At 38.5% G+C, this 17,705-nt stretch carries 21 protein-coding genes and 1 riboswitch; of the genes, 11 read left to right on the top strand and 10 right to left on the bottom strand.

Annotation, left to right across the window (positions count from 1 at the left end; all coding sequences use genetic code 11):
- Positions 1-28: 28 nt before the first annotated feature.
- A complete protein-coding gene (locus HXV90_RS07585) occupies positions 29-1,708 on the bottom strand; it encodes a formate--tetrahydrofolate ligase (protein ID WP_048390103.1) in 1,680 nt (559 codons plus the stop codon).
- Between the two features lie 213 nt (positions 1,709-1,921).
- Between HXV90_RS07585 and HXV90_RS07590 the strand changes: the two genes are divergently transcribed.
- Both HXV90_RS07590 and HXV90_RS07595 read left to right on the top strand, forming a co-directional pair.
- Positions 1,922-2,122: a cold-shock protein gene (locus HXV90_RS07590; RefSeq protein WP_004269397.1), complete on the top strand. Its 201-nt coding sequence runs from the start codon at positions 1,922-1,924 to the stop codon at positions 2,120-2,122.
- A 145-nt stretch (positions 2,123-2,267) separates the two neighbouring features.
- Positions 2,268-2,546 carry an amphi-Trp domain-containing protein gene (locus HXV90_RS07595; protein WP_269898744.1) on the top strand — a complete coding sequence of 93 codons (279 nt, stop codon included), beginning with the start codon at positions 2,268-2,270 and terminating at the stop codon, positions 2,544-2,546.
- A gap of 370 nt (positions 2,547-2,916) precedes the next feature.
- On the opposite strand, the gene HXV90_RS07600 is transcribed toward HXV90_RS07595, so the two are convergent.
- Entirely contained in the window at positions 2,917-3,702 is a 786-nt protein-coding gene (locus HXV90_RS07600) for a VOC family protein (protein WP_269898745.1), read from the bottom strand.
- Positions 3,703-3,851: 149 nt separating this feature from the next.
- Here HXV90_RS07600 and HXV90_RS07605 point away from each other — a divergent pair, with 149 nt between their 5' ends.
- Positions 3,852-4,337, top strand: coding sequence for a flavin reductase family protein (locus HXV90_RS07605; RefSeq protein ID WP_048390098.1), 486 nt, complete (start codon positions 3,852-3,854; stop codon positions 4,335-4,337).
- Positions 4,338-4,427: 90 nt separating this feature from the next.
- Here the strand turns inward: HXV90_RS07605 and HXV90_RS07610 are convergent, their stop codons facing one another.
- The 5 genes from HXV90_RS07610 to HXV90_RS07630 all read right to left on the bottom strand — a co-directional run bounded on the left by HXV90_RS07610 (position 4,428) and on the right by HXV90_RS07630 (position 8,331).
- On the bottom strand, positions 4,428-4,583 hold the full coding sequence (locus HXV90_RS07610) for a YezD family protein (protein ID WP_004269393.1): 156 nt from the start codon (positions 4,581-4,583) through the stop codon (positions 4,428-4,430).
- Between the two features lie 71 nt (positions 4,584-4,654).
- A riboswitch (SAM riboswitch) is annotated at positions 4,655-4,750 on the bottom strand.
- Between the two features lie 170 nt (positions 4,751-4,920).
- Entirely contained in the window at positions 4,921-6,015 is a 1,095-nt protein-coding gene (locus HXV90_RS07615) for a DUF418 domain-containing protein (RefSeq protein ID WP_269898746.1), read from the bottom strand.
- Entirely contained in the window at positions 5,999-6,601 is a 603-nt protein-coding gene (locus tag HXV90_RS07620; protein ID WP_054550813.1) for a TetR/AcrR family transcriptional regulator, read from the bottom strand. The genes HXV90_RS07615 and HXV90_RS07620 overlap by 17 nt, the downstream gene beginning before the upstream one ends.
- A gap of 102 nt (positions 6,602-6,703) precedes the next feature.
- Positions 6,704-7,378, bottom strand: coding sequence for a phosphopantothenoylcysteine decarboxylase domain-containing protein (locus HXV90_RS07625; RefSeq protein ID WP_112117758.1), 675 nt, complete (start codon positions 7,376-7,378; stop codon positions 6,704-6,706).
- 71 nt (positions 7,379-7,449) lie between these two features.
- Complete coding sequence (locus HXV90_RS07630; protein ID WP_048390089.1) at positions 7,450-8,331, bottom strand: LysR family transcriptional regulator; 882 nt, start codon at positions 8,329-8,331, stop codon at positions 7,450-7,452.
- Positions 8,332-8,464: 133 nt separating this feature from the next.
- Between HXV90_RS07630 and HXV90_RS07635 the strand changes: the two genes are divergently transcribed.
- On the top strand, positions 8,465-9,364 hold the full coding sequence (locus HXV90_RS07635; RefSeq protein ID WP_004269389.1) for a DMT family transporter: 900 nt from the start codon (positions 8,465-8,467) through the stop codon (positions 9,362-9,364).
- Positions 9,365-9,500: 136 nt separating this feature from the next.
- Positions 9,501-9,857 carry a hypothetical protein gene (locus HXV90_RS07640; protein WP_054550811.1) on the top strand — a complete coding sequence of 119 codons (357 nt, stop codon included), beginning with the start codon at positions 9,501-9,503 and terminating at the stop codon, positions 9,855-9,857.
- 115 nt (positions 9,858-9,972) lie between these two features.
- Here the strand turns inward: HXV90_RS07640 and HXV90_RS07645 are convergent, their stop codons facing one another.
- Positions 9,973-10,410: a general stress protein gene (locus tag HXV90_RS07645; RefSeq protein ID WP_048390084.1), complete on the bottom strand. Its 438-nt coding sequence runs from the start codon at positions 10,408-10,410 to the stop codon at positions 9,973-9,975.
- 190 nt (positions 10,411-10,600) lie between these two features.
- Positions 10,601-11,041 (bottom strand): Dps family protein, encoded by a 441-nt coding sequence (locus tag HXV90_RS07650; RefSeq protein WP_054550810.1) that lies wholly within the window; start codon positions 11,039-11,041, stop codon positions 10,601-10,603.
- Between the two features lie 217 nt (positions 11,042-11,258).
- Between HXV90_RS07650 and pepF the strand changes: the two genes are divergently transcribed.
- Both pepF and HXV90_RS07660 read left to right on the top strand, forming a co-directional pair.
- Entirely contained in the window at positions 11,259-13,073 is a 1,815-nt protein-coding gene (gene pepF, locus HXV90_RS07655; protein ID WP_066037705.1) for an oligoendopeptidase F, read from the top strand.
- 227 nt (positions 13,074-13,300) lie between these two features.
- Entirely contained in the window at positions 13,301-14,284 is a 984-nt protein-coding gene (locus HXV90_RS07660) for an SEC-C domain-containing protein (RefSeq protein WP_004269384.1), read from the top strand.
- A gap of 66 nt (positions 14,285-14,350) precedes the next feature.
- On the opposite strand, the gene HXV90_RS07665 is transcribed toward HXV90_RS07660, so the two are convergent.
- Complete coding sequence (locus tag HXV90_RS07665; RefSeq protein WP_004269383.1) at positions 14,351-14,542, bottom strand: zinc-finger domain-containing protein; 192 nt, start codon at positions 14,540-14,542, stop codon at positions 14,351-14,353.
- 187 nt (positions 14,543-14,729) lie between these two features.
- On the opposite strand from HXV90_RS07665, the gene HXV90_RS07670 reads away from it, so the two are divergent.
- The 4 genes from HXV90_RS07670 (at position 14,730) to HXV90_RS07685 (ending at position 17,634) form a co-directional block, all read left to right on the top strand.
- Positions 14,730-15,122, top strand: a complete 393-nt coding sequence (locus tag HXV90_RS07670) for a ribonuclease HI family protein (RefSeq protein WP_048390076.1) — start codon at positions 14,730-14,732, stop codon at positions 15,120-15,122.
- A 232-nt stretch (positions 15,123-15,354) separates the two neighbouring features.
- A complete protein-coding gene (locus tag HXV90_RS07675) occupies positions 15,355-16,152 on the top strand; it encodes an amino acid ABC transporter substrate-binding protein (protein ID WP_054550807.1) in 798 nt (265 codons plus the stop codon).
- Between the two features lie 67 nt (positions 16,153-16,219).
- On the top strand, positions 16,220-16,876 hold the full coding sequence (locus tag HXV90_RS07680) for an amino acid ABC transporter permease (protein WP_004269380.1): 657 nt from the start codon (positions 16,220-16,222) through the stop codon (positions 16,874-16,876).
- Between the two features lie 11 nt (positions 16,877-16,887).
- A complete protein-coding gene (locus HXV90_RS07685) occupies positions 16,888-17,634 on the top strand; it encodes an amino acid ABC transporter ATP-binding protein (protein WP_048390072.1) in 747 nt (248 codons plus the stop codon).
- Positions 17,635-17,705: the final 71 nt, after the last annotated feature.

Genomic DNA, 17,705 nt, shown 5'->3' on the forward strand with positions numbered 1-17,705 from the left:
ATTTAAGTAGGCAGCTTTTAATATTCTGTTAAAACAATCCTACCGCATGTCCTTCGTTATCGACATTCATGCGTAGCGCAGCTGGTGCTTTTGGAAGTCCTGGCATTGTCATAATATCGCCAGTTAGACAAACTAAGAAGCCTGCACCAAGCTTTGGAATAACTTCGCGAATTGTGATGGTAAAGCCTTCTGGACGACCAAGTAAACTTGGTTGGTCTGATAAAGAATACTGGGTTTTCGCCATACAAATTGGAAGGGAGTCCCAACCAAATTTTTCGATTTGGGCAATTTGTTTTTTGGCTTGGTCTGTAAATTGCACATCTTTCCCGCCATATACCTTTTGCACAATCGTACGTACCTTTTCTTCAATTGACTCTGTTACATCATATAAAGGAGAGAAGTTGTTTTCTTCCTCTAGCACAGCTAGTACTTGCTCAGCTAAGGCTAGACCACCTTTACCGCCCTCTTCCCAGACATTCGTACGGGCAATGCGAACATGATTTTCTTGACACCAGTTCAGAACGGCTTCTAGCTCAGCCTCTGTGTCCGTGATAAAACGATTTAATGCAATAATTGGTTCAACGCCAAATGTACGAACTGTATCTACATGTTTAGCTAAATTCTCAATCCCTTGTAGAAGTGCTTCCACATTTTCGCCTACAAGCGCTGTTTTCGGTACACCACCATGCATTTTTAAGGCACGAATTGTCGCTACAATGACAACTGCGCTTGGTTTAAAGCCTCCCTTACGAGCTTTAATGTTCATGAATTTTTCAGCACCTAAATCAGAGCCGAAGCCCGCTTCTGTCACCACAATATCAGCTAGCTTACGAGCGGTTTGTGTCGCCATAATAGAATTACAGCCGTGGGCAATATTCGCAAATGGACCACCATGGATAATAGCAGGTGTTCCCTCTAATGTTTGAACTAGGTTTGGCTTAAAGGCATCTTTTAATAATAGTGTTAAGGCACCCTCTACCTGTAAATCACGTACAAAGACAGGCTCACGCTCGAAAGTATAGCCAATAACAATACTAGCGATGCGCTCACGTAAATCCTCAATGCTTGTGGCTAAACAGAATACTGCCATAATTTCAGAGGCAACCGTAATATCAAAGCCATCCTCACGCGGCATGCCTTGAACAGGACCACCTAATCCCACCACTACCTTACGAAGGGCACGATCATTTAAGTCCATGACACGCTTCCAAATAATGCGTCGTGGATCAATGTTAAGTGTATTTCCTTGGTGGATATGATTATCAATAAATGCTGATAAAGCATTGTTAGCTGTTGTAATCGCATGAAGGTCGCCAGTAAAATGTAAATTAATATCCTCCATTGGTATAACTTGTGCGTAACCTCCGCCAGTTGCGCCACCTTTTACGCCCATGACTGGACCTAATGATGGTTCACGTAATGCGACCATCACCTTCTTATCTAATTGATGAAGGGCATCTGCTAGTCCAACAGTCACAGTCGACTTTCCTTCACCAGCTGGGGTTGGACTAATAGCTGATACTAATACTACCTTTGCATCCTCGCCCTGAGCAGTAATTTTTAATGGGTCGATCTTTGCTTTGTAGCGTCCATACTGCTCAAGAGCATCCTCTGGAATACCCGCAGCATTGGCAATTTCCGTAATAGGTTTGATCACTGCTTGACTAGCGATTTCTAAATCTGATAATGGTTGATTTTTCGTTGTCATTTGGCATCCTACTTTCTATGTTGTTCATTTCCATTATAGTCTTAATTGTGAAAAAAAAGAAAGCCAGATATGCAAGCATTTCGTCAATCAATTGACTTATTTGTTCAATTCCTGTATGTTCTAAGAGAAAATGCAATTTTTTCACATTTTCTCAATGAGTGCACCATTTATTTAACTTTATTTTACATTCAAGCGCATTGGAGGCGAATGCTTATGCAACAGGGGATCGTAAAGTGGTTCAATAATGAAAAAGGTTATGGCTTTATTGAATGTGATGATGGCGAAGATGTATTTGTTCATTTTACGGGCATCCAGGAGGAAGGCTTCCGTACACTTGAAGAAGGTCAAAAGGTTTCATTTGATGTTGTGGAAGGCAATCGTGGACCCCAAGCATCAAATGTTGTAAAACTATAAGCGTAATGGGACTATCCGTGTAGTTCCAGATTAGCAGCGGATTAGGAAATGCATCGTTTCCTTCATCCGCTTTTTGTATTGTTTTATAAGCTGAATGCCCCCTCCATGTTATAATAAAAGTAACAATACGTAAGGAGGGATTTCGATGCAAAAACAAACTAAACCCATGACTGAAGTTATTCTGAAGCATAAAGAACGACAAAGTGTAGCAGAATTTGCAGCAACACTGGAAACGATTGCAAAAAAGCTTAAAGAAAATGGTGAATTCACTTTTGTTCAAGACACAGAGCCAACAGTTGTCAGCCCAAGTGAACAGCTCAAAATCGAATACTCCTATACAAAAAAGGGCGACAAGCATTCATTTGAAATTGAATTTGATTGGTATACAGGTACAGAAACACCGAAAAAAATGACAATTGAATAATAATTGGCAACGAAAATCCACTTTTCTGATGAAGTGGATTTTTCCATATTGTTGAATTAAAGATCATGTCACTAGCTAAAACTTTTTAGCAAGGTTGGGGTGATTTCGCTCCAGGGTCTCCTCTGTAACGCTAAATCCACAGGAAAGCAAGTAGCCAGCATCAGAAATTCTATTGATGGTTTTGTTTTTCAATACTTATGTAAAAAGGCGGAAGCAAAAGTGTTTCAGCCCATAAAAATACCGAGCTATCCACTAAAACGCTTACGAAGTGTTTCGGAATAGTTCGGTTTTTCTAGTTATCATGTTTGTTAATTTAAAGATTATTCGGCTTAATGAAGGTCCCAGTTAGTTATGGCCCAGCCTTTTCTCATTATCGATTTATCCAATAAAAAGCACCAGGGCAAACTAAAGTTTCCTTTGTTCGTTTAGGATCCTTTAATGTCACACCAAATGGTCCCTCTTTGACATGACCAAGTGTCATTGTCATCGCGCTCTCTTCCTCATAGAAATCTAAACGCATATTCGGTAGCTGTAGTGACATATACTGCTCATATTGCGTAGGCACTGGTAGCTGTAACACCTCTTGCCACAGCTTAACTGTTGCCTGCATGTCCTTGACGTAGAATTGGACGGATTCCATCGTTATAGCCTGTTTGACATCAATGGCACCACTTGCCTTTAATTGAGCCAAACGCTCTTCATCTTCCTCCGCCCATTCAATCAAAAATGGAAAATCAATTGGCAGATCTGGCTTACCAAAATGCAGTAGCTTCCATTCTACTACAGTGCCATCTGGTCTTGTTCTGCTACATGCATCTGGTCCATATACTTCATAGCCCAATGCTCGCAAGCGTCGACCCTCTTCCTCAATATTTTTTGTGCGCAGAGCAATTCGAGAAAATCCCTGGCGCTCTTGATCACGTTTAAACGTATAATGTAGGGAATATGGGTATTGTGCCGCTTGCTCAAATAAATCACGATCATAGATAGCAATTTGTTCAATATAGCTTAAGCCAAAGTAGCTTAACGTATTATAAGTCCCCCACATCGTGTGCTGCCCACCATTCACTGTATGGACATTTCGTTTATTGAAGAAAACCTTTATATTTTCTGGTGATTCCACTTGATGAACCAAATGATCAAAATATAAAGTCATGGCCATTCCCCTTTCTTTCCCCATTACCTTTACCTGTATGTTTGATTAGTTTAAAATTTACTCAAGAAAAGGAGTTACTAGTAGGATATGAAAAAAAGTTTCGTTTACCTACAAACTCCGTTCACTAATTTCATAAAGAGGTGATTTGAATGACAGATTTAGTAGCTGCTTTTAAATTGGCATTAGGTAATTATCCTACAGGCGTAACAGTTGTCACGACATGTCATGACACAAAACCGATTGGCTTAACCGTCAATTCCTTTGCATCTGTTTCAATCGACCCGCTCCTTATTTTGTGGTCACTCGATAAAAAATCTCAGCTCCATCCTTATTTCACGACTGCGCCAAATTTTGCGGTCAATATTTTAGCGAGTGATCAAGAGCATTTATGTACACTATTTGCCAGTAAAATCCCTGATCGCTTTGCACAAGCAAAATGGTCAACTTCCTCTTTAGGACTACCGATTTTACATGATACAGCAGCTAATTTACAATGTAAAACATTTCAGCAAATCGATGCTGGCGACCATACCATTTTTATTGGGCAGGTCGTAGACATTACAAATGCTCAAAAAGAGCCTTTGCTTTATCATCGCCGTCATATCGGTCCCATACCAAAAAGCTTTTATAGCTAGCCTTTACACAAAAAAAGGGCCACTTGTAAGCACAGGAAATCCTTCATGCTTATAGGTGGCCGTTTGACATAAGTTCTACTGAAATCATTGTTATTTTTTCTGCGGAAATCTCTGCTTTTCAAGCCTATTAATTTGCACAATCACACCATCTTGAATCGTAATATGCACTTCACCAAATTCAAGATTTTGAATCGCCTTCGCAATTGCCTCTAGTTTCTTATCATCTACTTTTACTGACTGAGCCATACGAAACACCCCTTCTTTCTTATTCCTTATTGTTCATAAAGAGGCCAACGCATCAAACTGATTGATAGCCCCTCCTATCTCTCAGACACCATCTGTTGGATTTGGCACCTGTTTTTCGGTTGCCGAGGCTTCATTGGGCCAAGTCCCTCCACCTCTCTTGATAAGAGTACTGCGTTTCTTGAAAATAATTCTATAATTCCGCTATAGGAATGTCAATACAAAATATTAGAAAACCTAGTTGAATACTATGCAATATGTCGTTTAGATTAAAAGACTCCCTAAACCTAAAGTATTTTATGCCTAGTCAGTGAGAAATAGATGGCAATCCATTAATTTATTACGAGCTCCATTTCCTCATTATGAATTCAAGTGGGCCTCGATGATGTTTAGCCCTCCACCATACAGAAACAAAGACACATCCTAAAAAGTAACAGCAGGCATACAGCATGGAAAAAGCAAGTGTTTGGTTCTCCAGCTTTTGGCAAACAATTAGTATTCCAATGCCTATAAAAACATGGCCAACATAATGCGTTAAAGACATTTGTCCTGTTAGGATTAAAGATTGAATGACTTTATTTTTACATGTCTCTACAAGATAGATGGAGCCCACGATGAGGACAATAGCCGAAGCCGAATTAGATAGGACATACATCATATTTGGTGGAATCGGTCCTGTATCAAATAAATACAATGCACTCTCTACATCCAATAAATGAATGGTTGTCATCTTAATGAATACTGTTGAACAAGCCTCAGTCATGATGACTAGCAATAAACCAGTCACCAATAAGATTTTTCGTAATGTACGATTTGTTAAATCTAATGTGCCGATTAACATGCCTATCAGAAAAAAACAAATCCAGGGGAAAAGTGGGTGATAGCCATTAAACAGCAAATTTCTAATAAATCCTGCCGGTGTCCAAAAATCCAGATACTCTAGTAACACATATGTTGGATGCCAGCCAGCAAGGTAATTAAATTGAATTTGAAGCCATTGTGAAAGGATAAGAATGACACCGATAATAAACATCATCCTTTTCTTAGATTGGGCAATCAACCATGCGGCAACAAACATATACACGCCATAATAATGTAAGATATCTCCTGTCCAGCCGATTGCATATAATATTATCCCTATCGTAAATAACAAAAGCGCCCTCTTCCACAAAGTAAGTCGATTTTGACGAAGAAGGATTGGGTCCTTACTCTTTCTAGCCTGACGAGTCATTAAGGCTGTCCCTATTCCTGCTAGCATGACAAATACGGCCGAAGCACGTCCCTCGAAAAGATGTTGGAAGGCAATTAACCATGTTGAACCATTCGTTGTAGAACCTGTTATGACGCCAAAATTGACAATGAACATGCCAAGCATGGCGAGAGCTCTTGCAAAATCAAGACCTTCAATGCGCCGATCATCATTTCTTATTGTCATCTTTGCCCCCTTGGATAACGCTATTCACTGCCTCCTTCCAAATAGCCCTATAGTTCAATTGGTTGCCTGTTAACATGAAATTACCGATATTATCATAGACGAGGGCTAGCATCTGTGCCTTCGCTTCTATATGGGGAGTATCCTCTAGCACGCCTAGCTGTACGCCATATCGTAGGATAGCAACAAAGCTCGTTAAAAAGCTGGTTTCTAGCTCTACTAATTGTCTTTTATAGTTTTCATCGCGGGCCGCTAATAGTACATATTGATTAAATATTTTATTAAAATAAGGGTCCTTGTCCTGTGCCTCAATAGATTTATAGCCTAGCTTAAGTAATTCCTCCTTAAAATTAGCAGAAGAAAGCTCTTTATAATCCACAGCGACATCATGTTGAATTTCTTTGTACAATTCATCAAATATGAAAGCGATTAATTGATCTTTTGATTGAAAATAATAGTAAATGGCTGGTTTTGAAATACCGACCTCTGTAGCAATCATTGCTAAGCTTGTTTTTTCAAATCCATTTTCCGCAAACATCCCATAAGCAATTTCTATAATCTTGTGAAAAGTTTGTTCTTTATTTCCCATTATTACCCTCCTTTTTTACCGACCGTTAAGTAAATATTATAGGATGCTAACCTTTTAGACAAGAAAAAACTGTGTAGAAATATTTCTCTACACAGTTCACATTTATTGATTTTGTAAATACATCATTAAAGCTTCTGCTGTTTTTTGCTTGCCCATTACTTTAAGAGGCTGTCCATCAGCAGGTACAATCCAATGAGGTTCATCCCCCCCATATAAAGATTGAGAGCTATTTGCTACCATAAATTGTGCATTGGCTGTTTCCATACGCAGTCTGGCACGAGCTAACAAGAATTCCTCATCATTCGTTGCTTCGAGTTTAAAGCCTACTAACGTTACATTTGGTTGCCATCCCTTAATTTGACCTAATACTTTTGGTGCTTTTTTAAAATGAATAATAGGTGGTTCGTCAGAAGGCATTTTCCCCGTTTCCTCCATTAAATTACCTGATTGATCATATACTTTGTCAATGACCCAATCAGAGCCCGCAGCCGCCATAATGACAATATCGATATGTTGGTGTTGAACTGCATGACGCACCTTTTGTCCTAAATCCTCTATGCCTTCAAATTGTATCAATGTCATATCATTTTGGTTTTCTGGGAGCTGTGCAAAGTAACCATGCATGTATACTACGTTAGCGCCAGCAGCCAGCGCCGCCTCTGCTAAATAACACCCCATTGTGCCTTTTGATAAATTCGTATGACCTCGTACACGATCCCATTTTTCAAGTGTTCCCCCACTTGTAATGAGTACGGTTTTGCCCTGTAATGTCCCCATACACTCACCTATTTTCTGAAATATATACAAATACTATTTTAACGTAATGTAAGGATAGGCTTCAATAGCCACTATTTTAGGGAGCTGTTTTGTTCTTTTAGCCAAGCACTTAATATCTCTGCAAATTTCTTTGTGACGGGCGAAGCATGGTGTTTCATGGCAATACCAATCGTTCGGTAGCCACCTTGCTTTAACGGAATCGCTCTCAATGTTGGCGGTAAATTTTGAATAACCAACTGAGGTAAAATACTGATCCCTAAATGATGAGAAATCATGGAAAGAATCCCTACCTCCTCGGAAAGCTCAAAGCGGATATTCGGCTTAACATGATATTGCTCTAATAGCACCTTGACATCATTTGTCCCTTTATAGGAAGTCATAATAAATGGCATATCCTCTAAATCTACGATATCAATTTCTGTCTTATCAAACAATGGACTTTTATCCGAAACAATACATAATAATGGGTCTTGTTGGAGCTCAGTGAACTGATATTGCTCTGACTTTTGACCATTCAAAAATCCTGCTTCTACTTCACCACTTAAAAGCCATTGTTCAATTTCATAGTAATCTCCCTCTCGTAACTCCACCTGTATCCCTGGAAATTGATTATCCATAATTCGAACAATTTCTGGCATCCAATTGGAAGAAATACTCGATATCACACCAATTCGAACCTTACCTCGTGTCACGCCATGAATGTGAGCTGCTTCCTGTTGCAATAATTCCTGAGCATCCAAAACCTGACGCATTGCCCTTAGCATTGTTTGTCCCTCACTCGTTAATGTCACACCCACACGACTTCGATGAATGAGCGCAAAGCCAAACTCTTTTTCTAAACTCGACACGGCATGACTCACAGCAGATTGTGTTAACCCTAGCGCATCAGCTGCTTTTGTAAAGCTTGCCACCTCTGCCACCTTTGTTAAAATCTCATATTTCACTAAGCTCATCTGCAATCCCTCTATATACATGAATTTTTTTAATCCTATTCATTATAAACATTCGTTTTACTAATCACAACACAAGATATATAGTAATTTTTAGTATAAAACTGTTTTAGTACACAGATGGTAGGTGAACATAATGAGTATCCAAGGAAAAGCAAATGTATTGATGGTTATTGTCACAATGTTTTGGGGGCTCTCTTATACCTTTATGGTCATGGGGCTAGAAACGTTGGCAGTTTATAATGTGGTGGCATTACGTTGTATCATCGCATTTTTCGTAGCAGGACTTATTTTTTACAAACGGATGATCAAAGTAAATGGTAAAACATTAAAATATGCGGCTATTCAAGGATTTTTATTATTCATTGTGTTCGCGTTAAGTTTATTTGGTTTACAATCTACTTCTGTTTCAAATGCTGGCTTCATCTTAAGCCTAACGGTCGTGTTAGTGCCGATTTTCAGCAGCTTTATTGAAAAAAAATTACCTTCTCGAGCAGTTAGCTTTGCAATCATTTGTACCATGATTGGTATTACCGTCTTAACAGCACACGGCTCATTCACATTCCATAAAGGTGATTTATTAGTAGCAATTGCTGCGTTATGTTATTCAATTTATTTACTTTTAAATAGCTCATTCACACGAAATGTAGAGTCCATTTCATACGGAATTTATCAGCTTGGCTTTGCTGGAATTTATGCACTTGTGTTAACCTTTCTATTCGAAACACCAACAATGCCAAATTCAGCGATATCCTGGATTGCTATTTTAGGGCTTGGCATCATCTGTAGTGCGTTTTGCTTTGTTGGTCAAACTGTTGCACAACAGTATACTTCTGCTACACATACAGGTCTTATATTCTCCTTAGAACCAATTTTTGCGGCTATGTTTGCCATGATGTTTATCGGAGAAGGCATAACAATGAAATTAATGATTGGTGGCAGCTTCATTCTTATAGGGAATTTAGTAGCACAATTAGAGCATTTCCATGTATTACGTTTTATGAAAAAGGATGCACAGGAAAAAGTCATACAATAATATAGTGCATATGAATAAAAAAGGAAGCTGAGAGTTATTTCTCAAGCTTCCTTTTCTACTATGTATTGAATTTATAGCACGATTACATGTAAAATAGTATAACTTTTATAGGGACGAAAATAAAGGAGATTCATACATGCAAATTCAAACCTTACATACGTCATATTATTTACCAACCAAGGATAATCAACCAATTCAAACACAAAACCTACTGGATTTAATGAGACATGTCGGTGGCCGTGAAGAGGAAGACGAAAAAAAGAACAAATCGAAAATTGAGGTCAGATACGAAAATGGCTATGTACGTCAATACCTTGTCAAACCAACAGGACAAAGGGTTCTCCTCATGGAAACCAAACAAAGCCTTGATATTAGAGAATCTACTAATTTACAAGACCTGCTTTCGCAACCTTTTAAAAAGAAAACAAGTGATCCTATTCTTTCAATACTAAATGCGAAAAATAACATTTCTAAATATAAAGATGGCATTTAAAAAATAGCCCTTCTTTTCAAGACATGCTAGATAAAATAATAGACAAAGTCGAAACAATCGACTTTGTCTATATTCAAACTAGCGAGAAATAGTCATATCTCGTTAGTTTGATTCATTATAAAAATCTTCTATATTGCTCTGCCTCTGCCATACGCTGTTGATTTCTTAAACGCTCCTCTTGCTCTTCAGCAGTCTCTGGATATGTTTGGAGTGTATCGACATCATCCTCATGTTCTGCATATAAGACAATACTTCCTTGTTCTACAAGATGCGCATAGTAAGCGATTTGTCCCTCTGACAGATTAAATCGTTTTAAACCCTCTGTAACGGCTGAGTCGCCTGTAAACCAAGATTTAAATTGATCTACCCAATTTCCAGCCTCATGCGTTTGCACATCGGCATCCCATTTTACATCCTCAAACTGTTGGGGATCTCTCGCAATAATATGAATATCGTCTTGGTGATAACCTTCCATTCGCATATTCTCTAAAATGTGAAGCATTTCATCCCTTGTATGGGCCACCTCAATTTTTGGATTTTGTTCATTCATCATGTTCAATTCCTCCTATGTTGTATGGCTTACTAGGTAATTACCCGCACTACACACAAACAAACCCAATTTACTAAACTGTAATAATTGTTAAATTGCCTTAAACTACGTTGCTGATTTGACATAATAAGTTCAGGGCAGAAAAAAAGCATGCTGGAGAGAATTTCTTCTTCAGCATGCCAATTTTCAATTTTTACTTGTCAAGAAAGGCCTTTAACATCCATGTATGCTTTTCAAGAGACTGATACATGGCATTGAGTAAATCCTCTGTACGGTCGTCTCCTTCTTCTGCGGCTAGCTCCATTGTAGAATTTAAAGCTTTCATCAGCTTTTGGAAATCTGAGATTGTCGTTGCAACCATGTCCTCTGTCGTTTCTTCACCTGTTGCTTCATCTACATAGGATAGCTCTAGATGCTCTTTTAATGTTGCCACTGGCTTGCCATCCTTTGATAAAATACGCTCTGCTATTTCATCTAAATTCAATGTTGTTTCATTATATAGCTCTTCAAATTTTGCATGCAGTGTAAAGAAGGCTGGACCTGTGACATACCAATGATAATTGTGTAGCTTTGTATAAAGCACAGACCACGTCGCCACTAGCTTATTTAATTGTTTGTTTAAGTTTTGTGTCATAATCAATTTCTCCTCCAATATGTCTTGTTCTAGCCATTAGTATGAGTAATAAAAGATGTTGGCTATACACTCATTGTTCCCGACCGACAATATTTCAAACATCCTTCATGAGAAACGATTTAGAGTAAGAATATTTCAACTATTCTATGAAATTATTTCACTTTCCGAAATAGTTTCGTTATAATGAAATCACTTATATGTAAAGGGGTGTCCATAAATGAAAGTTTTACCATTACGAAAAGATGTTGCAGTAGAGGAAACTTGGGATTTAACAGATTTATTGAGCAATGAGGCTGATTTTGAACCTACCTTAGCACAATTAGTGGAAGATGCACTTAGCTTCGAGCAACAATACAAAGGTACGATTACAAATGCACAAAAAGTAATCGACGTGTTAACAGCCTTTGAAGAGCTACAAAAAAAGTTTGTTCCGATTGGCACATATGCAAGCTTAAATCTTGAGACAGATCGCACAAATGATGTAGCACAAATGCGTGCGGCAAAGTTTGGTACAGCTATAGGAAAAGTCAGCAGTGCACTATCCTTCGTGCGCAGCGAGTTACTGGCATTGGATGAAGCTGTTTTACAAGAAGCAGCGACATTAAGCCCTCTTTACAAACGATATCTAGAGGAATTATTAAAACAAAAACCACACCAGCTCCATCCTGAAGTGGAAAAAGCGCTGGCAGCCTTCAGTGCCACATTTGACGCGCCATATAAAACGTACAATACGACGAAATTAGTGGACATGGATTTTGGCGAATTTGAAGCCAATGGCGAAAAGCATCCTCTTAGCTTTGTGCTGTACGAAAATGACTGGGAGTTTGAAGCAAATACAGATGTACGCCGTGCTGCCTTTCAAGCTTTTTCAAGTAAGCTACGCGATTACCAGCATACAACGGCACAAGTATATAACACACATATTCAACAAGAAAAAACAATGGCTGACCTAAGAGGCTTTAATTCTGTCATTGATTATTTATTATTTGATCAAGATGTCGATCGTTCGCTCTATAATCGTCAAATTGATTTAATTACAAAAGAGCTTGCCCCGCATATGCGTCGCTATGCAACGTTAATTCAAAAAGCCAACGGAATCGACCAAATGACATTTGCAGATTTAAAAATTGCGCTGGATCCTGAGTATGATCCAAGATTATCAATGGCTGAGGCAAAAGAATATGTTGAAAAGGCATTAGCCGTTATGGGTGAAGACTATAATCAATTAATGGAGAGAGCCTTTAATGAACGCTGGATTGACTATGCGCCAAACAAAGGAAAATCTACAGGGGCATTTTGTTCAAGTCCGTATGGTAGCCATCCTTATATTTTAATGTCTTGGAATGAACAAATGAATGAAGTCTTTACACTTATTCATGAGCTTGGTCATGCTGGGCATTTTGCAAATACGTATGAGCATCAATCTTATCTTAATAGTCGACCATCTCTATACTTTATTGAAGCGCCATCGACAATGAATGAAATGCTGTTAGCGAATTATTTACTAACACATAATGAAGATCTGCGCTTTAAACGTTGGGTAATTTCCAATATTGTAGCGAAAACATATTATCATAACTTTGTTACACATTTACTAGAAGCTGCCTATCAACGCAAAGTATATGAATTAATTGATGCAGGAGAAGCAGTTAATGCAACCATCCTCAATCAATTAAAACGTTCCGTGTTGGAAGATTTCTGGGGTGATACAGTCGCTATTTCTGAAGGTGCTGAACTCACATGGATGCGTCAGCCGCACTATTATATGGGCCTTTATCCATACACATATAGTGCAGGGTTAACCATCTCCACACAAGTGTCTCAACGTATTTTAAAAGAGGGCGCTCCAGCTGTTGAAGATTGGCTAGCAGTTCTTCGGGCTGGCGGTACAAAATCACCAGTGGAGTTAGCGCAAATGGCTGGTGTTGATATTACGACTGACCAACCACTTCGTGATACAATTGCCTACATTGGCCATTTAATTGATGAGCTTGAACGTCTAACAGTGGAAATCGAAGCAGTTCAGCAATAATTTAACTAGAAAACGGTCCTGCCTATTCAAGGTATAGATCGTTTTCTTTTTTTAGTTCTAAGTAGAAAAATACGTACATATACTAGAATCAGGGCGTCCCTCTATATTTTTTAGATATTTCAAAATAGACAATCATTTTTCTTCATACAAAAGTACCGTTATTATTAAGAGTACGCAAATTATTTAGCAATATACGATTAACAATGATTAAAGGAAGTGTTCTAATTATGGTAAAACGTAATGATCCATGCCCATGCGGTAGCGGCAAAAAATATAAAAAATGTTGTGAAGGCAAACAACAAGTAACAGTGGAAGCAGTACAAATCGAAGAATTAGAGCGTGTGCTACAAACATTTTACTTAGAATATCCAGAACGTAAAGATGTTCGTGCCTATATTGAGCATGTGGGCACATGGCAGCCTAAATTAGAGAGCGTTTTACAGCGAGAGCTTATTGAAGCCATCGCTTTAGACGACTTTTTCTTCCATCAAGAGCCATCTATTTGGAAAAATTATTTGAAGAAAACGAAGAAAAAAGCGGTAAGACCTTCTACAGTCAAAGTACTTGAAGATTGGTCTCAGCCTACTTTATTTATTGGTACGGTGTCTGTTGTTGAGGAAAAATATTTCAAGGCTAATCATATACTTACAAATGATGAGCTTTATATTCGACGTGAAAATAACAAACCGATTCCTGAAGGTATGCATGTATTTGCTTTCATTTTACCAGATGGCACGAAGAAATCGGCTCATTATTTAGCTGTTTCTACACTGATTTTCTTCCCAGAGGATCATGCGAAAGTCTTTGAAGAATTTAAGAAGCGCTTTGAGGCTTCAGAGAAGAAGGTTGGCTCCTTCTTAAAAGAAGAGCACCTAGCATTTTGGGAGTTATTAGTATCAAATGGCTATAAGGGTGAGGAATTCTCAAACTTTGAGAGCAATGTCCTGACACAAGTAAAAGACTTCCTAGAGCAAAATGAGCGTGAAACAGCACCGATGCTTGAGCTTTTAGAAGACTATTTAATTGAAGGTCAACCGACTGCGCGTAAAGAAGCGGCCATTGCAGCTGGTGCGATTCGTTACGGTCAGGAAAAGGAGCTGTTTGAGTCCCTTTCTATGACGGTAAAAGAAATCGCTGCGACATTCGATATTTCGGCTTCCTCTCTTACAAAGTATTACCAAGATCTAAGCAGCTATGCTGAAACGAAATAATCTTGACAATTAAAGAAGCTACATGTACTAGCGTTTTGCTAATACATGTAGCTTTTTCTCATGTGTTTATTTGCTATAAACTTTTAAAAGTTCTTCCCCTAGGAACTGTAGCTTTTCTCCAACTGAACAGGCTTCAATGCAGAAACGATGAGCCCCTGGTTTACCACGTTCTTTACGTAATTGCTTAATCACTAAGCAATCCGAACAATACGTATCATGCAGTTCATCAATATCCTTCATAACCGTCACTTTATCCATGTTGAACTCTCGCTCCTTTCACGTCCAAAATTCACTTCCTACTATTATGAAGCGTTCAATTTCAACAAGCAACTATTTTGTTTACTTCCTACGTATTTTTTTCAAACACGAATTGCCCCACAAGGATGCTTTGCCCATAGCCTTGTTGTACAATTATAAAGAAGTCAAAACGCAAAGTAGGGATGATATGTTAGAAGTTTATATAGATGCTGCCAGTGCAGGAAATCCCGGGCCAAGTGGTATAGGAATATTTATTAAAGGTGAAGGTCACCATATCCAAATCAGCGAGTATATTGGGGAAACAAACAACCATATTGCTGAGTTTTCAGCATTGGTTCGTGGTCTTGAAGAAGCACAAAAGCTAGGCTCCCCTCTTGTCTCGGTGCGTTCAGATTCCAAAATCGTTGTTGCTTCTATGGAAAAAGAATATGTGAAAAATGAGGAATTTAAACCTTATTTAGAAAAAGCTTTAGCGCTTGCCACTAGCTTTGATTTATTCTTTATCAAATGGGTGCCCGACTCACAAAACAAAGCGGCTGATGCCTTGGCACGAAAAGCAATCCAAAGCAAAAATGGCTAGCCTCATTTCACAGGACTGTTCTATTGGAGCAGTCCCTTTTTCTTTTCCCTATTCTTCAGTTACTTACTTTCCCCCAATTTCATAATTTTATGATATTCAAAAAAATGCTAGATAACGCTGCTCATTTTCTGATTAATCGAAAACGATATTGACATTGTTAGAGTACGATGTTATCCTTTAACACATTAGTAGTTTAGCAAACGAAAGTGTTAGATTATAGGGGGAAACTAAAATGAAACGTGTATTGACTTTATTTATGATGCTGACAGCTGTCATCGTTTTAGCAGCATGCGGTACTTCAAAAGAAAAGACAGCAGAAAAAGACGAAACAGCAGCAGATCAAGAAAAAATTATTATTGGAATTGACGATAAATTTGCACCAATGGGCTTCCGCGATGATAAAAATGACATCGTTGGATTCGATATTGATTTAGCTCGCGCTGCAGCAGAGCATATGGGCGTTGAAGCAGAATTCCAGCCAATCGATTGGAAAACAAAAGAGGCTGAATTATTAAGTGGACGTATTGATTTAATATGGAACGGTTATACCATTACAGATGAACGTAAGGAAAAAGTTTTATTTACAAAGCCTTATCTTGAAAACTCTCAAGTTGTAATAACAAAGGCAGATTCAAAGATTACGAAGCTAAGTGATTTAGCTGGACAAGAAGTAGGTATTCAATCCCTTTCTTCTGCAGCCGATGCATTAAACGGTAATCCAATTCACAAAGAAGTGAAAAAAATTACAGAATTTGCGGATAATGTTTTAGCATTATCAGACTTAAAAACAGGCCGTGTTGATGCTGTGGTAATCGATGCTGTAGTTGCAGAATATTACATGACACAAGAGCCTGACACATTCAAATTATTAGAGGAATCACTCGCACCTGAGCAATACGGTATTGGTGTGAAACCAGGAAATGAAGCCTTATTAGAAAAACTACAAGCCGCGTTAGACAAAATGAATGAAGACGGTACTGCGGCTGACATTTCAACAAAATGGTTCGGTGAAGATAAAGTATTAAAATAATGACAGGATACATCAACTGTAAGAGTTTCCTTAGCGGAACTCTTACTCTTTTTGGAGGGACATCGTTATGGCGGATTACTGGCAAACTATGATATTACCGATGCTAGAAGGAGCAAAAATGACAGTTTTACTGTTCTTCATTGCCATTCTGGTATCGATTCCATTTGGCTTTTTACTAACACTCGCCGTAAAAAGTCGGATAAAACCACTCGCTTGGCTTGCACATACGTATATTTATATCATGCGTGGTACACCACTATTACTACAATTATTATTAATTTGCTTTGGTCTACCTATGCTGCCAGTAATCGGTGAATATTTAGTATTGGATCGTTTTGTAGCTGCATGTCTTGGCTTTATTTTAAATTATGCTGCCTACTTTGCAGAAATATTCCGTGGTGGTCTTCTTGCCATCGATAAAGGACAATATGAGGCAGCCCAGGTACTCGGCTTATCCAAATGGCAAACGACGACACGTGTTATTTTGCCACAAATGTTTCGTGTCGCCTTACCCGCTTTATCAAATGAATCCGTTACACTAATTAAGGATACAGCCCTACTTTATGCAGTTGCTGTTCCAGAATTACTACATTTTGCGCAAACAGCTGTCAATCGTGACTTCACAATTACACCGTTCTTTATTGCTGGTGCAATTTACTTAGTCATGACCCTTGTCTTGACGGTGTTCTTTAAATGGCTAGAAAAACGCTTTAAATTCGAATAGAGGTGACACATATGGCATTAATGGAAGTAACAAATTTGAAGAAATCTTTCGATCAGGTGGAGGTTCTGAAACAAATTACATTTTCAGTAGAGAAGAATGATGTCATTGCAGTTATCGGTCCCTCTGGATCTGGGAAAAGTACAATGCTTCGAAGCTTAATACATTTAGAAGAAATCGATGGTGGCAGTATTGTAGTAGATGGCGATTATTTAGTGCAAGATGGTCGATATACAAAGCCACAAGACATCAAAGCAATCACAGCTAAAATGGGAATGGTCTTTCAACACTTTAACCTGTTCCCCCACTTAACCGTTCAGCAAAACCTTGAAATGGCACCGAGCTTATTAAAAACAGAATCGACAGAAGCCATTACAAAACGCTGTCAAGATCTACTACAAAAAATTGGTCTTGCCGACAAGGCCAAGGCTTATCCAGCTAATCTTTCTGGCGGCCAAAAACAGCGGGTAGCAATTGCACGTGCCCTTATGATGAATCCTCAAATTTTATTATTTGATGAGCCTACCTCTGCCTTAGATCCTGAGCTGACAGGCGAAGTATTAAAGGTTATGAAAAGCCTAGCAGAGGATCAGATGACGATGATTGTGGTAACACACGAAATGGGCTTTGCACGAGAGGTAGCAAACAAGGTCGTCTTTATGGATGGTGGTCAAATTATCGAATCCGATCATCCAGACAACTTCTTTACAAACCCTCAAAACGACCGTACAAAGGCATTTTTACAAAAGAATTTTAACTAAGTTAAGGGAGAGTTGGCTTATGCCGCTCTCTTTTTTTATCTTCTTTACGTACACAAAAGGAATAGGACTCG

Source organism: Lysinibacillus sp. JK80, assembly GCF_027557635.1.
Taxonomy (GTDB): domain Bacteria; phylum Bacillota; class Bacilli; order Bacillales_A; family Planococcaceae; genus Lysinibacillus; species Lysinibacillus capsici.